This is a genomic window from Pseudomonas sp. LAMO17WK12:I5 (genome assembly GCF_900215165.1).
Taxonomy (GTDB): Bacteria; Pseudomonadota; Gammaproteobacteria; order Pseudomonadales; family Pseudomonadaceae; genus Aquipseudomonas; species Aquipseudomonas putida_A.
Map to the genome: position 1 here is coordinate 91670 of NZ_OBDS01000011.1, position 16472 is coordinate 108141.

Annotated in this window: 11 protein-coding genes; all 11 read left to right on the forward strand. The window is 56.2% G+C overall.

From position 1 onward, the window contains the following. The first annotated feature begins 1 nt into the window (after position 1). Complete coding sequence (gene icmH / locus CRO59_RS20265) at positions 2–877, forward strand: type IVB secretion system protein IcmH/DotU (RefSeq protein ID WP_095668000.1); 876 nt, start codon at positions 2–4, stop codon at positions 875–877. Between the two features lie 13 nt (positions 878–890). Next, the gene (gene tssM / locus CRO59_RS20270; RefSeq protein WP_097089475.1) at positions 891–4430 is read left to right on the forward strand and encodes a type VI secretion system membrane subunit TssM; all 3540 of its coding nucleotides are present in this window, start codon (positions 891–893) and stop codon (positions 4428–4430) included. After that, on the forward strand, positions 4430–5158 hold the full coding sequence (locus tag CRO59_RS20275) for a PP2C family serine/threonine-protein phosphatase (protein WP_027610389.1): 729 nt from the start codon (positions 4430–4432) through the stop codon (positions 5156–5158). The genes tssM and CRO59_RS20275 overlap by 1 nt, the downstream gene beginning before the upstream one ends. Beyond that, entirely contained in the window at positions 5155–6156 is a 1002-nt protein-coding gene (locus CRO59_RS20280) for a serine/threonine-protein kinase (RefSeq protein WP_097089476.1), read from the forward strand. Before CRO59_RS20275 ends, CRO59_RS20280 begins: the two co-directional genes overlap by 4 nt. Positions 6157–6184: 28 nt before the next feature. Further along, on the forward strand, positions 6185–8221 hold the full coding sequence (locus CRO59_RS20285) for a type VI secretion system tip protein VgrG (protein WP_097089478.1): 2037 nt from the start codon (positions 6185–6187) through the stop codon (positions 8219–8221). A gap of 5 nt (positions 8222–8226) precedes the next feature. Next, entirely contained in the window at positions 8227–9249 is a 1023-nt protein-coding gene (locus CRO59_RS20290; RefSeq protein ID WP_097089480.1) for a tetratricopeptide repeat protein, read from the forward strand. Between the two features lie 16 nt (positions 9250–9265). After that, positions 9266–12520, forward strand: coding sequence for an EF-hand domain-containing protein (locus tag CRO59_RS20295; RefSeq protein ID WP_027610393.1), 3255 nt, complete (start codon positions 9266–9268; stop codon positions 12518–12520). 2 nt (positions 12521–12522) lie between these two features. Continuing rightward, complete coding sequence (locus CRO59_RS28600) at positions 12523–13356, forward strand: type IV pilus biogenesis/stability protein PilW (protein ID WP_143503114.1); 834 nt, start codon at positions 12523–12525, stop codon at positions 13354–13356. A 491-nt stretch (positions 13357–13847) separates the two neighbouring features. Beyond that, positions 13848–14384 (forward strand): hypothetical protein, encoded by a 537-nt coding sequence (locus CRO59_RS20310; RefSeq protein ID WP_097089481.1) that lies wholly within the window; start codon positions 13848–13850, stop codon positions 14382–14384. A 114-nt stretch (positions 14385–14498) separates the two neighbouring features. Beyond that, complete coding sequence (locus CRO59_RS20315; RefSeq protein ID WP_027610395.1) at positions 14499–15854, forward strand: lysozyme inhibitor LprI family protein; 1356 nt, start codon at positions 14499–14501, stop codon at positions 15852–15854. A 141-nt stretch (positions 15855–15995) separates the two neighbouring features. Continuing rightward, positions 15996–16454 carry a hypothetical protein gene (locus tag CRO59_RS20320; RefSeq protein ID WP_027610396.1) on the forward strand — a complete coding sequence of 153 codons (459 nt, stop codon included), beginning with the start codon at positions 15996–15998 and terminating at the stop codon, positions 16452–16454. Positions 16455–16472: the final 18 nt, after the last annotated feature.

Sequence of the window (16472 nt, forward strand, 5' to 3'; positions counted from 1 at the left end):
CATGATCAAGGAAACGGATTACAACCAGGACGACAAAACCGTCCTGCTCGATCGTCAGGGCCACGGACCGGCAGCCAGTCCGCTGACCGACTTCGCCGCGCCGCCGCGCTTCGAGCAACTGGAAGAACGGATGATCTACGCCGCGCGCCTGCGCCCGGCGGAGGCCTTCAACATCAGCCTCAATTCGCTGGTGGCGGCGTCGTCCGAACTGCTCTCGGAAGTGGTGCGCCTCAAGCACAGCGAAACCCGCGAAGACCTCTACGCGCTCAACGAGCGCCTGACCGCCGGGCTCAAGCTGTTTGAAGTGCGCGCGTTGCACAACGGCGCCGAAAGCAGCCAGGTGATGGCCGCGCGTTACGTGCTCTGCACCGTGGTCGACGAAGCTGTGGTGACTACGCCGTGGGGCAACGAAAGCGAGTGGTCGCAGATGAGCCTGCTCAGCAGCTTCCACAACGAGACCTTCGGTGGCGAGAAGTTCTTCCAGCTGCTCGATCGCCTGTCGAAGAACCCGGTCAAACACCTGCCGATGCTCGAGCTGATGTACCTGTGCCTGTCCCTTGGTTTCGAGGGCAAGTACCGCGTGCAGGCCCGTGGCATGCTTGAGCTTGAAGGCATCCGCGACGCCCTGTACCGGCAGATCCGTCAGTTGCGTGGCGACGTGCCGCGCGAGTTGTCGCCGCACTGGGAAGGCCTCAACGACCAGCGCCGCAACCTGGTGCGCATCGTGCCGGCGTGGATGGTGGTGCTGTTCACGTTGGTCTGCCTGGTGGTGATGTATTCGGGCTTCGCCTGGGTCCTGGGCGAGCAGCGCGACACCGTTCTGCAACCCTATCAGCCGATCGATCCGGCCGCGGTGCAACCGCAGTCGCAGCCGTAAACAGGGACGTGTGATGAAAAAGTTTTTCAAGAAAGTCGGCGCCTTCCTGCGCCAGACCTGGGTCTGGACTCTGCTGCTGGTGCTGTTCGTGGCGCTGCTGGTGTGGTTCGTCGGCCCATTGTTGGCGGTGGATGACTACAAGTTCTGGGAAAGCGCGACCTCGCGTCTGCTGACCATCGCCGTGTTGTTCCTGATCTGGGGCCTGACCATGGTCTTCGTCAGCTGGCGCGCGGGCATCCGCAAGAAAGCCGTCGAAGAAACCGAAGATGGCCAGGATCGCATCCGTCGTGACGAGCTGATCGAAGAAGAGCAGAAAGAGTTGAAGGCGCGCTTCAAGGACGCGCTGAAAACCCTGAAGACTTCGAGCCTGTATCGCGGCCGCAGCGAACGCTGGCGCAACGATTTGCCGTGGTACCTGCTGATCGGTCCGCAGGCCTCCGGCAAGACCAGCCTGCTGGACTTCTCCGGTCTGGAATTCCCGATCAACAAGATCGACCGCAAGCTGACCCGCGACACCCTCGGCACCCGTCATTGCGACTGGTACTTCGCCGATCACGGTGTGCTGATCGACACCGCCGGGCGCTACACCACCCAGCCGGACGCCGAAGTCGACGGCAGTGCCTGGACCACCTTGCTCGAGTTGCTGCGCAAGCGTCGTCGCGGGCGTCCGTTGAACGGTGTGCTGGTGACCATTCCGGTGGAATCGCTGATCGGTGGCAGCGAGCAGGACATCGACACCCTGGCGCGCCAGGTGCGCGGTCGTCTGCAAGACGTCTATCAGAAACTGCACGTCGATGTGCCGGTGTATCTGGTGCTGAGCAAGGCTGACAAGCTGCTCGGGTTCGACGAGTTCTTCGATCAACTGACCCGCGAAGAAAGCGATCAGGTGCTGGGTACCAGTTTCCGCAAGGATCAGGTCGGCACCGACGTCGCGGTACTGCGCGGCGAGTTCGAAGAGCTGCTGCGGCGCCTGAACAATCAGGTGATCATGCGCATGCACTCCGAGCGCGATACCCAGCGCCGTGGCCGCATCCTCGACTTCCCGCATCAACTGGGGCAGATCGGCGAGCGCCTGTGCCTGTTCGTCGACATGGCGTTCACCGGCAACCGGTATCAGCGCGCGTCGCTGCTGCGCGGTTTCTACCTGACCAGCGCTCCGCACCTGACACAGGAAATGGACGCGACCACCGCTGGCATCGGCGCCAGCCTCGGCATGAGTGCCGGCGTGCTGCCGACCCTGCGCAGTGGCCGTTCGCGCTTCATCCATCATCTGTTCAGTCGGGTGATTTTCCCGGAGTCGGATCTGGCCGGCCTCGACAAGCGCGAACGCAGCCGCATCCATTGGGGCCAGCGTGCGTTGTACGTCGGCGCACTGGCGGCACTGGCGCTGTTCGGCATGCTCTGGGCCGGTGGCTTCTCGGCCAACTATGAGCGTCTGGAAAACCTGCGCACGCTGGCGCAGAACTGGACTCAGCAGCGTTCGGCGCTGACCCCGCGCGATGATGCGATGGGCGTGCTGAAAACCCTCGACACCAGCTACGCCGCGACTCAGGTGTTCCCGAAGAAGGGCGACGTCTCGTACCACGAGCGTGGCGGTCTGTATCAGGGCGAAGACGTCAATCCGGTGGTCAGGCAAGCCTACGAACATGAGCTCGAAGCGCAATTGCTGCCACGGGTCGCGACGATGCTCGAAGGGCAGATCCGCGCCAACATGAAGGACCGCGACAAGCTGCTCAACAGCCTGCGTGCGTACCTGATGCTGAACATGAAAGACCGTCGTGACGCCGTGTGGCTCAAGGACTGGGTCGCCACTGACTGGTCGCAGCGCTACACCGGCAACACCGCGGTGCAGAATGGTCTGAACACCCACCTTGAGCGCCTGCTGAAGCAGCCGTTCATCTACCCGCTGAACGATCAACTGGTGACTCAGGCACGTCAGGTGCTGCGCGCCGAATCGCTGGCTACCGTGGTGTACCGCATGCTCCGCGAGCAGGCGCGCAACCTGCCGGAATACCGTTTCAGCCAACACCTCGGCCCGCAGGGCTCGCTGTTCATCGGCACCGAATACGTGATCCCGGGCTTCTACACCCAGCAGGGTTATCAGCAGTATTTCTCGGTGCAGGGTTCGGCGCTGGTCACCGACATCCTGCGTGACAACTGGGTGCTGGGCGAAGGCGCGGGCATCAGCGACATGGACTTGCGTCGCCTGATGGTCGAGCTGGAGCAATTGTACTTCCGCGACTACGCCAACTACTGGAGCGAGGCCGTTGGCCAGGTGGCCTTGCCGCCGATCAGCGACGCCGGTGAAGGCGCCGAGCAACTGGCGGGCCTGACGTCGGCCAACTCGCCTGTGCTGGCGTTGCTCACTGAAGTGCGCGAGAACACGCGCTTCCCGGCTGCTGCCGATCCGGTGGACGAAGCCGGTGATGCCGCCGATGCACTGGCAGGGCAGAAGGGCAAACTGGGCAAGGTCGGCAAACTGGCGTCTGCCGTGGCGGACAAGGCTTCGGCGATGGCCGTGGCGAAGAGCCTCCCGGACACCGCGAAGAAGTCGCTGCAACGTCGCTTCGAGCCGCTGCATCGCTTGCTCGATGACAACAACGGCCCGGCCGCAGACCTCACCCCGGCCATCAGCGCGCTCAACGACCTGCAACTGCAACTGTCCGGTCTGGCCCGTTCCAGCACGCCGGAACAAGCCGCGTTCGAAATGGCGAAAACCCGCATGAGCGGCCAGCGTGATGCGCTGACCAACCTGCGTGCGGCCTCGGGTCGCCTGCCGCGTCCGCTGAGCGTGTGGTTCAACGTGCTGGCCGAAGACTCGTGGCGCCTGGTGCTCAACGACGCTTACCAATACCTGAACGGCCGTTATCAGAACGAGCTGTACAGCGTGTATGGCAAAACCATCAGCAAGCGTTATCCGTTCAGCGCCAGCAGCACCAGCGACGTGGCGATCAGCGACTTCCGCGAGTTCTTCCGCGCTCAAGGCACCGTCGATCGCTTCTTCGACAGCTACATGCGTCCGTTCGTCAGCGGTGATCCGGGCAACTACCGGATGCGCAGCGTCGACGGTCACAGCCTGCCGGTATCGAAGATGTACCTCGACCAGATGGCGGCGGCGCTGACGATTCGCCAGAGCTTCTTCTCGATCAACCCGGCCGAGCCGACCGTGCAGTTCAAACTGGAGCCGTACACCCTCGATCCGGCGGTGAGCCGTTCCGAGTTCAAGTTCGGCGACAAGACCATGGAGTACCGCCACGGTCCGATCCTGCCAATGACGTTCAAGTGGCCGACCGACGCTGAAGACGGTCGCACCAGCCTGGTGATGGACAAGATGGCCGGGCGTCCGATCGGTATCGAGAAGAACTCCGGCCCATGGTCGCTGTTCCGTCTGTTTGACCTGATGCAGACCGAGTACCTGACCGGACGCGACGTGCTGGTGCTGAAAGCTGACGTGGGTGGCCTGCGCGCCAACTACCTGCTGACCAGCCAGCGCACGCCGAACCCGTTCGACATGGGCGTGCTGCGCACCTTCCGTATGCCGGTGCAGCTCTGATGCTGGTGGCCAGTCCCTGGCGCAGCGCGGCGCGTACCGACCCGGGCAAGGTGCGGGCGCGCAACGAAGATGCCTTCCTCGACTCGCCACAGCAGGGGCTGTGGGTGGTCGCGGACGGCATGGGCGGTCATCAGGGTGGCGACATCGCCAGCCAGTTGATCGTCGCCAGCCTGGCTGAACTGCCGCAGCACGAGGACTTCGACGAACGCCTCAAAGCCATCCGCCAGTGCCTGCACTGGTTGAACCGGCGCTTGGGGCAGGAGTTGACGGTCACCGCCGGACGCCACGACAGCATCATGGGTAGCACCGTCGTGGCGCTGCTGGTGGAAGGCAATCGCGCGGCCTGCATCTGGGCCGGCGACAGCCGTTGCTATATGTGGCGTGGGCAGCGGCTGTATCAGCTGTCCAAGGACCATTCGCTGCAACAGCAACTGATCGACGAGCAACAGATGAGCGTCGAACAGGCGGCAGCGCACCCGGCGGCTCAGGCCTTGACCCGAGCCGTCGGCGCCGCCGAACAGCTGACCCTGGATGTCCTCGAACTCGAGGTCTATCCGGGCGATGCGTTTTTGCTGTGCAGCGATGGTTTGTATCAGGGCCTGAGCAGCGATGCCCTCGGCAACGCCCTCAGCCTCAGCGCGCCACATGTGGCGCTGGAACGCCTGTTCGACGGCGCCCTGCGTGGCGCCGCCCGGGACAACCTGACTGCCGTGGTGATCCGCCAATGACTGAAATCGAATCCTCAGTCGATGACTTGCTGATGAGCGAAGAGCAGGCCAGCAACCTGACCTACTTCGCCTTCGCCAAGGCAAACAATGCCGAGCCGTTGCTGGCGCCGACCAAGGCCAGCATCGGTGCACTGCCGGACGTACTCGCCGGCCGCTACCACCTCGAGCGTCTGCTCGGGGCGGGCGGCATGGGTGCGGTCTACCGGGCACGGGATCTGCTGCACGAGCAGTTCGGCGATCCCGACCCTTACATTGCGCTGAAAATCCTCAGCGAAGAATTTGCCGAATCGCCGGACGCCAGTGCCTTGCTTTACAGCGAGTTCGCCCTGACCCGACGCCTGCGCCACGACAACGTCGTGCGTGCACACACTTTTGAAGTCGACACCGACTGCCAGCGGGCCTTCATCACCATGGAATACATGCGTGGCCTGACCCTGGACAAATTGCTCTGCGAGCGGCCCCTCGGCCTGCCGTGGAAAGAAACGCGCGACATCGCGCTGCCGCTGCTCGACACGCTGGCCTACGCCCACCGTCGCGGCGTGCTGCACGGTGACATGAAACCGAGCAACGTCATGCTCAGTGAAGACGGTCTGCGCCTGTTCGACTTCGGTCTCGGCCAGGCAGACGAGGGCGTGTTGCCCGGCCTGCCGCACCTGAGCCGCGAGCGTTTCAACGCCTGGACCCCGGGCTACGCCGCCCCCGAACTGCTTGAGGGCCAACCGTTGTCGGCCAGCGCGGACGTCTACGGCGTGGCTTGCGTGATCTATGAACTGGCGAGCGGCAAACACCCGTTCCGCCGCTTGCCCTCGACCCAGGCCCGCGACGAGCACCTGGAGCGCGAGCTGCAAGCCCCGGCGAACTTACCGAAACACGGCTGGCCAGCGCTGCGAACCGCGCTGAGCTTCAATGCGGCAGAACGCACCATCACTGCCCAACAATTGCGTGACGCCTTGGGCGCCACTTCGTCCTGGCTGCAACGGTTGCGACTTCGGGCGTAACGGACGACATTCGAACAGGGAGCGCTTTATGTTCAACCCAGCTAACGAAACCCACTTCAGCCTCAAGGTCGAAGACTACGTGGGCGACCTGCAAGTGCTGTCGTTCACCGGCACCGAAGGCATCAGCCAGCCGTTTCGCTTCGACCTCGAACTGGTCAGCGAAAACCCCGATCTGGATCTGGAAAAACTCCTGCACAAGCAGGCGTTCCTCGCATTCGATCCACAAGGGTCAGGCATTCACGGGCAGATCTACCGCGTCGCCCAGGGTGATGCCGGCAAGCGCCTGACCCGCTACAAGGTCTCGCTGGTGCCGCAACTGCAATACCTGCATCACCGCACCAACCAGCGCATTTACCAGCAGATGTCGGCGCCGAAAATCATCGCGCTGATCCTCGACGAACACGGGATCAAGGGCAACGCCTACAGCTTCCAGCTGAGCCAGCCGTGCCCGGATCGCGACTACTGCGTGCAGTACGACGAAACCGATCTGCACTTCGTCCAGCGCCTGTGCGAGGAGGAGGGTATTCACTACCACTTCCAGCACAGCGACAAGGGCCACCTGCTGGTGTTCGGCGACGACCAGACCGTGTTCCCCGACCTCGGCCAGCCGACCGCCTACATACAGGGCAGCGGCATGGTCGCTGAAGAGCCGGTGATCAAAGGCTTCAAACTGCGCCTGGAAACCCGCACCAGCCGCACCACGCGCCGCGACTACGACTTCGAAAAACCGCGCCTGCAGATGGAAGCGGCTTACAAACCGGATGGCGAGAGCACTGAACCGGATCTCGAAGACTACGACTACCCGGGCCGCTTCATCGACCGCGCGCGCGGCAAGTTCCTCAGCCAGCGCGCCCTCGAACGCCATCGCGCCGACTACCGCCAGGCCGAAGGTCGCGGCGACCAGACCAAACTGGTCAGCGGTCACTTCATGGCCATGTCCGACCACCCGCGCAGCGAGTGGAACGACCTGTGGCTGCTCACCGAAATCTTCCACGAAGGCAAACAGCCGCAAGTCCTCGAAGAAGGCGTGACCAGCGACACCACCGACAACAAGGACGACTTCCATCAGGGCTACCGCAACACCTTCCTCGCCACCCCGTGGGACGTTTTCTACCGCCCGGCCCTCGAACACCCGAAACCCCGCGTGCTCGGCAGCCAGACCGCCATGGTCACCGGCCCCAAAGGCGAAGAAATCCACTGCGACCAATACGGCCGCATCAAAGTCCAGTTCCACTGGGACCGCGAAGGCCTGGCCGACGACAAAACCAGCTGCTGGCTACGCGTCTCCAGCTCCTGGGCCGGCGACCGCTACGGTGCGATCAGCATCCCGCGCATCGGCATGGAAGTCCTCGTCACCTTCCTAGAAGGCGACCCCGACCAACCCCTCGTCACCGGCTGCCTGTACCACAAGGAAAACCCGGTGCCGTACGCCCTCCCGGCGAACAAAACCCGCAGCGTGTTCAAAACCCTCAGCTCCCCGGGTGGTGGCGGTTACAACGAACTGCGCATCGAAGACAAAAAGGGCGCCGAGCAAATCTTCATCCACGCCCAGCGCGACTGGGATGAAAACGTCGAGCACGACCAGAAAATCCGCGTCGGCAACGAACGCCATGACACGGTGGTGAAGAACACTTACACCGAGCTGAAGGCTGAAGAACACCGCACCACGATCTCTGACCGCAAGATTGAGGCGAAGCTGGATGATCACCTGACGGTTGGGCAGAACCAGCATGTGAAGTTGGGCACGGCGCAACTCACCAGCGTGGGGAAAGAGATACACCTCAAGGCTGGGGACAAGATTGTCATTGAGGCGGGGACGGAGCTGACCATTCTTGGTGGTGGGAGCTTTATCAAGCTCGATGGTGGTGGTGTGACGGTGGTTGGGCCGGTGGTGAAGATTAATGCCGGTGGGTCGCCGGGGAGTGGGACTGGGATCGGGATTAAACCGCCGGTGCTGCCGGGGGCGGCGGATAAGGATAAGGCGGGGAGTTTGATGGATCAGGCGTTGGGGAATGCGGTGCCTGAGAAGGTTAAGCCGAAGGCTTTTTTTGTATTTTCTGAGTGATCGACATGAATGGTTTGTTGAAGAAGAGCAATGGCTTCGCCGTAGCGGCTTTCACCGCCTCGCTGTTGAGCCTGGTTCATGGAAGCGCTTATGCGGATGAGTGTCCGTCCGAGGACTTTTCCCAGTTCCTGCCGGCGTTCTCTGCGAGTGCTGAAATTCAGCAGCGGTTGACTGCGATGACGGTGAAATCGCTGGTTTTGAAACCTGCTGGGGAGAGCGGAAATTTTGAGCCGCAAACGACGGGAGTCAAAAGCTCGACATTGGCCTTTCCACTGATGGCGCCCGTAGCCACAGGTAAGACAGAAGGTGTCGAAGTCGAAGCGGTTGACGACAGTCACTTCAACGTTGTTGATAAGCGTGCAGGTAACAGCAACATCAAGATCTTTAACTTTTCTCGCCAGGCGTGTTGGGTTTTGGAGGGTGTTGAGGATTGGTCGATTAGTGAGAAAAATCTCGTAGTGGCGAGTACGCCGACCATGAACACCTCCGAGAATTTTTGTTATCAGCGCGCGCAAGCCTTCGCTGGGTTAGGTGGGTTAGAGCAGTATCGGCTAACCGGTGAACTGTTTGTGGCTGCGCTGGAAAACTATGAGTGCGCTGCTGCTTCTGGAGACCCACAAGCAAGTTTGAGTGCTGCGGGTCTGAGTCTTTCTGGAATGGCACCACAGTTGGAAACGGAAAAAGTCGAGGCGCTTTTCAAGGCTGCCGCGACAACGCTTGCCGACGGTGCAGCCTCTCTTTCGACTTTCTATTGCTACGGGAACAACCCTGTACCCGAAGGGCCTTGCCGACATCCAGAGCAAGCCGAAAAAGAGCTTATTCGCGCTGCATCAATGGGTTCGGTCGATGCGATGAATTACTTGGGTTACTCGTTTGAAGAAGGAAGGCTCGTTACCAAAGACATGTCCAGAGCGCTTGCCTGCTATCGCCTCGCCGCTGACAAGGGTAACGACACCGCTGCCGGAAATCTGAAACGTTTAAACGCGCAAGACGCTGCTGCTTCTACCAAGACCAGCTATTGCTATTAATTTGCAGGATGCAGAAATGACCGAACCACTCGATTTAAGAAACCAGTACACCGGCGGTGATTACGTCTACTTGATGGGAGGTAATGGCACTCAAACCAACGCGGCGGGAAAAAAACTGATCGATTGTTCACATATGGTGAACCTTCTGCTCACTGGCGCGGGCTACCAGATTGAGTATGAGGAGACGAGAGCTATGAACGCCTCCTCTCGCTTTTACACCGTAGTGCCGCCGACAGAGGTCAAGAAAGGGGACATTGCTCTTTGGATTGACATACTTCCTCTAACGGGAGGTAGTCGTCGTCTGTTTCATACTGGCATTGTCATGGAGTACAACGCGGCGACGCGTCAAGGAAAAATTTTTGGTGCTCAGACCACTAACGGACCTTCAGAAGCATTCTTTGGAACTAACCCGCCTGCTTACTACTGGCCTGTTCCAACAAAATTTCTGAGAGCTAAGGAGGAATATCGGACAGGTGCCACGCCAGCTCCCGCGCCGTCGGCAGCACCTGCACCGGCAGGCCCCGCCCCTCTGATGAACTTTCAATATCCGTTCAGAAAAGCTGACGGTAAACAGTTCGCTGATGCTGAGGAGGTTTACAAAGCCCTCGAGGCTGAAACTGCTGGCCACTACTTGCTAGGCAGCAACAAGTTCTGGCATGGCGGCATTCACATCAGCAATGCCAGCGCTCCTCAGTGCATCTTGAACGAACCAATTCGGTGTATGGCCGACGGTGAAGTCGTGGCCTACCGACTTAACGAAGATTATTTGGAGTCTACGTTCGGTGAAAATGAGAAAAAACTGAAGTATTCCAACTCGTTTTGTTTGGTGCGACATGAGTACAAATCTGCGCCGAACCCAGAAGACGGACCGAATAAAGGCAAGCAAAACAAGCTGAATTTCTACAGCTTGTACATGCACCTTCTGCCCTTCAAGCGTTATCCGCTGACTGAGGAAGAAACTCCGAAGCCTCAAGTGACCATGAAAGTAAGTGACTTCAACGCTTACGACGATTTCCCTGAATCCAGTAGCGTTCAGAACGTCGGCAAGCTCGTTGCGGGGACCAAACTTGAAATACTGGATCAAAAGGCCCTAGGCACAGTTACCTACGCAAAAGGGAAAATCCTGTCAGGTAGTGTGAAAAAAAGCGGTCACAAAGTTCGCGAGACTGGCAAAGAGGTTTGGTTCGCATACTTGAAAGACGGAGAACCCTACAAAAACTCCAAACCCGCACGTATATGGCTGGCAGACCCGATCCCGGAGCGTTTAAAGCCAAAATATTGGCAAGGTAAGGTGAAAGGAACCGCGTTGACAAGATTGGATCTTTATCAGGGTCCTATCTCTGCCCAAAATGGGCAGAATGCCGGTGATAAGATTGGCTCGCTGCAACTTAACCCTCAAAGTTCTGTGGAATTTGAAAGCAAAGAGGTACTGAACCTCAATGTTGCAGGGACAATTCGTAGAATGGCGAAATGTACCAGCAGCGGTAGCTTGGCTGGGACGGGAAACCTTCCTCCCAGCTTCTGGGTGATTGTGGAAAACGAATATGTTGCCTGGGATGTAATCCCGAGTAGCTTCAATTCTGTAGAGCCTGCAAGTACCGGTATCAAGGCAGGTGATCCGATCGGATACTTAGGGCTGACAGAAAACCTCACAGGCGAAGATGGCGGCGTAACCAATAAGTATCAGGTTCATGTCGAGATATTCACTGCTGATGTCGACGTAGAAAATTTTCTTCAAAACGCTGCTGATTTGAAGATAGGTAAACAATATCTACATCTTTTGGCAGGAGCTGAGCTCAAGAAAAAGGCGCCTGCTACCGGTAGTATTCCGGTCAAAAAGGAGCATGTTGTTGATTTAAGCAAGGCTCCCGTGATCAAGGAAGGCGATGAAAGCTGGTATGACGTCAGTGTGGTGGAAGACGATCAACCGTTAAAGGGACTTGTTAAAAAATCTGGCGCAACGCTCATCACTCAGCACGACTGGGAGAAATTGGGTTTTCAGATCGTGGAAGAAACAAACACCGTTGCCGATGGATTCCTCGACCCTCAAGACATGCCTCAGTTCTTCAAAGATCTTTTCGTCAAAATTGATAAAAACCACGACGGGGATGTTGATAGCAATGAACTCTCTGAGGCATTGAAAAATGTTGATATGAGAGATCACTGGGCGAAGCTCATTGCTCACCATCCAACTGAGTGGAAGGACAAGGCGGAGTCGGTTAAGTGGAGTAAGTTGGATAAAATACTAGAAGCATCTCCAAAAAAGTTGAAGCACGAAAAAGAACGGATAAGCAAATATGTTTTTTGGAGTGAGCTGTCTGGTAAGGCCGCTGTTAGTTCAGATGTAGTTTGGCATTTTCATCCGGTTGAATTCATAAAAAATATGACCGCTAAAAAAATCTGCGAGTGCAATGCTATTGTTAAAGTGACTCGTTGGAATTCTAGCACTATGACCCATTATGGCCCGCTACATACCGGTGATAAAGAGTTAGGCAGTGCTCCTCAATGGGATGAGCTAGTATCTGCGGGGAGGATTACAGCGGATGAAAAGAAAATTATTGTTGTCATGTCGGGGAATGAAGCAAAAATCAATGGGGTACAGTGTTATGACAGTGAAGTGATCACTGCGGGAGCGATGCAGAAAACAATGAAAGTCACCGGTGGCGGTGAGCTGCCAGATCAAATTAAAAAATTCAAGGATCAATATCCAGATGCATATGTAGAATTTTTTGAATCTAAAGGTTGGAAATTAGATGAAGCTGGTGTATCCCCGCAATTATATTATCAGGGGGAGGCTCGAGCTAACGGCGCTAAATTGGAAAAACAGGCGCTAAAAGAAAACCTGCAACTTGGATGTAATGAAGCGACCTTTGGCAAGGTAATTGATTGCCAACCAGTTTCTGCGATGGCGTGTGCAATTGCTAGCCCGCTATACGTGGAAATACAAATAATGGATTTTATTGATAGGCTGCATGCTGCATTGAGTAAAGTGCCCGCGGGGTACAGCTTTAGTGCCGAAAAGTTATTTAAGTCTCCTTTAGGAAAGGCTGTAGTACTTGATCATGATATAAATAGGCCCGCCTTTGTCAAGGATGATTTAGGTGCAGCGCTCGACACGTTTTTCTCCCAGAATCCGGCGGTAAGTAGGAATATTGATACCTGGGGGGCGGCGCACGGCGCGAATGAGCGGAAGGTTCTCGATTTGTATGGTAATAACAGAAGAATGACGAATCCATCTCTCCGTTATAATCACTTAAAGGCAGGGCTTTGAAAATGTTAAAGGCAAAATTTTTTATAGGTACATGTCTAATTTTTTCAATTGGATCTTTTTGTAATGCCGCAGATTCGAGTTTGACGAGTGCCGATGGTGCGATGCTCAAGTTTTCTTCTTGGGATCAAGGTGCCGCTGTATGGAAGCGCGCTACCTTCTCCAAGATGAACGACAGCTATGATTTATACGATAATGGGAACAAAACTTCAGTTGGCGTAGGTATTAACTCTGATTCTCTTTCACCCAGCAAAAAATATGCGTTGGTTCAGCGAACTGTATTTGGAGAGTTGAGCAATGGGCAAGAGGTGGTTGCCACCGAGAATAATTATTGCGATATGGTTTCAATGGATACTGGTTGCGTACTTTTGTCTCGCTCCGCTGAAGCGTGTTCAGGAAGTTGGAAAGGGGGAAATTGGTTGACTGATAGGGGAGAGGTGATTGTGCCGAACTTGGAGACGATTTCTCCTAACAACCTAATAAAGTCAGTGGAATCGATTAATAATGCGTCTGCGAAGGGACTTGCTGTAAAAGACCAACTATTCATGGGTGTCGAATCTTATATGAGTTGCTACCCGGCCAGTAAGAACGTCCAAGCCTTGAACAATGTCGGTTTCTATCTAGCACAAGCAGGTGATGATTCGTCCGCACTGAGGATTTATCGGGAAATAGAAAAAGTTGGTAAGCGGACTGTGCTGATGCTCAATATCGCGGACTCCTTGTGGAATTTGAAAGAAACTTCCGAGGCTGCGAAATATTACAAAAAATACTCTGACGCCATGATCGCGGAAGGTAAAGCCGGAAAAGTGCCTGCACGCGTTGCTGAACGGGCGAAATAGCGACGCGAGGGAGGTTTCGATCCTGGGCGGCATGCGCACCACCGAGGCGTATGTGCGGTGATCGCGTGGATGGGCGTGTGGTTAATCCAGGCTCGACATTTTTGCGGGAATTGCTTAAGCCTTCGGCAGTGATGCCGTAAGTTGACCCGCAGTGTAATGGGGACAGGCCACGTTTTAGTAATTGCTCGAAAACCGTGGTCTGTCCCCATTTTTCTTATGTGCATAATCAGCGAAATCCTTCAGATATTCAGGATTTCGTGGCCAATCCAGATCTCTTGATTTCCTCAACCGAATACGGTGTTGAGTCCGCCTCCGTCTTCTGGTTTACCAAAACTGGTCAGGGAGGCACAAAATTGTGCGAAGTTGCCAAGACGGGTAGCGTGGTCGATGTAACGCAAATGGTGAATGGAGGTCAAAACGGGTATACGGACAGGAACAACAGATACCAAGCCCTCGCTGCACTAATGAATATTAACTAAGGGTCATTCGCTATGCTTCGTTTTTTCATGTTTGCTTTCGTTTTTCTTATAGCAAATTCCAGCAGTGCGCAAGATGTGGATTATCTTCAGGGTCGAGTGATTCAGGGCCCGTTTAAAACTAATGTTGTAAATGGTGGGGAACTGTACTTTTTGCAGACAGGGAGCGCAGAGTTTCCGGTTTCCTTGGTTTTGGATGTTGTTGGTGCTGATAATAAAAAAAATAGAAGTCTTGTCGATAAATACGATGTAGCTGGGTCAGATCCAAAAATTGAGTCGATTTTCTTTTATCCGGTAAAGGGTAAAAAAAATATGCTTGTTTTGGTTTCTTGGGAAATTACGAGCAGAGGAATCGGGACGTACGGAACCCTTTATCAAGTTTATGGGTATGGAAAAAGTGCGGACAATAAACTGGTTGTGAATAAGCTTGTCAGGTTTGATAAGAACTTGAGTGGGATGGAAGGGTATCAGGAAGGTGAGGAGCAACATTTTCCTTATGTTAATGCAGGGTTGATAAAATCTTATATAAAGAAAATAAATGGTGCTAAATAGCGATGGCTGCCAATGCTTTGCGTTTAATAGGGCAGGCCACGCTTTATTATGCGCGAACATGGTTTGGCCCCGGTTCGCCAAGCGCAAAACCTGAATGACTCTAGGATGAACACAGTGAACCGTTTCGTTTTTACCCTTCTGTCCGTTCTGCTGCCTGTTTCAGCGGTCTATGCGCAGGACGACTGCAGCCATGTCACCTCAAGTCTGGAAATGGTGCCCTGCTCGGAGGCGGCGAAGAAGGCTGCCGATGCGCAGTTGAACGTCAGCTACAAGCAGTTGATGACGCGGCTTGAGTCTGACTATCGGACAGATCCGGCGTTGGGTGTGGAGTACGCGGCGAAGGTCAAGGAGTCGCAGCGTGCATGGTTGAAATTGCGTGATGCGAATTGTCCGTTGGAGGCATTCGAGATCGAGGCGGGGATGCCGGCGCATGTGTTCGCCGTTAACTCGTGCATCGCCAGAATGAGCCGCGAGCGCTCGGCGTATCTGGACAAGATCGTCCCTGCGCTTGCATCCGATAAGAGCGCTTCGACGGCTCCCACCAGCGACGCTTGCCCCTCGGAGGAGTTCGCCCCTTTCCTGACTGCGTTTTCCGCCAACAGCGAATCACAACGCCGGCTCACTGCGATGACGGTCAAGTCGCTGGTGTTGAAACCGGTAGCGGGAAAGGAGCGAAGTACTTTTGAGCCTTCGACCTCGGGTGTCAGTGGAGCTACTTTCACCTATCCGCTGATGGCTGCAATCACACCCGGCAAGACACCAGGGGTCGAGATCGAAGAGGTTGATGACAGTCACGTCAAGGTGGTGGATAAACGGGCGGGCAACAGTAATATCAAGATCTTCAACTTCTCTCGTCAGGCGTGCTGGGTGCTGGAGGGGATTGAGGACTGGTCGATCAGTGAGAAGGATCTTGTCGCAACACGTAATCTGGGAATGAGCCGCGCAGAGAATTTCTGTGAACAACGTGCTGAAGCTTTAGGAGGGCTGGGATTTCTTGAGCAATATCCGCTGACTGCGGAGTTGATTGAGGCGTCGCTGGAAAATTATGTATGTGCTGCGGAGTCGGGTGACGCGAAGGCGAGCCTGTCGGCGGCACGCCTGAGTCTTTCGCAGATGGCCTCTCAGCTGGAAATCAGCAAGGTTGAGGCGCTGTTCAAAGCGGCCTCGAAAATACCAAGTGGCGCGCTGGGCTATGCCACGTTTCTTTGTTCAGGAAACTCCACCGACTATAACGGCCCTTGCCTCCATCCCAAGCAGGCAGAAGAGCAGGTCATTCGGGCGATCACCATGGGTTCCACAGATGCGATGAGTTATCTGGCTTCTACCTTTGAGGGTGGTGAGTTGGGAGCGAAGGATATGTCTCGGGCGTTAGCCTGTTATCAGATGGCGGCTGACAAAGGTGATGAGTCGAGCATCAACAGTTTGAAGCGATTGGGGTCGCAGCCGATCAAGGCCAGTCACTGCATTTGAAGTTCGGGGTGATGTTTGATGCGCTTCCGCAAATGTTAAGTCTGAGTCCGTCACGCTTAAAAGTTTAATACTTGAGCATCTGACGACAGCGATTTTCCTTTAAGCTCCCCATCCCCCCAAGGAATGCGCTCAGGACACGGAATGCCAGCCCCCTCTACCTCGCTCCGCCCAGCACTCGTGCTCTGGCTATACGCCGCTGCGATCGTGCACATTCTCGCCGGCCTCACCCTGACCTGGGCCGGGCATTCCGGCTTACTCGACAGCTACTTGCACAATCTCGAACTCGCATTCTGGGGCGCAGGTGCAGTCCCTGCCGCCGGCCACGAACAGCAGATCTGGTGGCTCGCGCTGTTCGGCGCGACGCTGCAAAGTTATTCCTTGTACATGCTCGCGCTGGTGCACCTTGGCAACCGTCTCAAAACCTCGGCAGCCTGGGGCTGGCTGATTGCCGGGATCCTGTTATGGGCGCCACAAGACATGTGGCTCTCGGCGCAACTGCAGGTCTGGTCGCACCTGTGGCTCGATGCTTTTGCATTGCTCGTGCTATTGCCGCCGTTGAGCTGGCTGTATGTCCACGATCGCCAAAAAATCACTCAATAACTGGGCATTGGGCATATT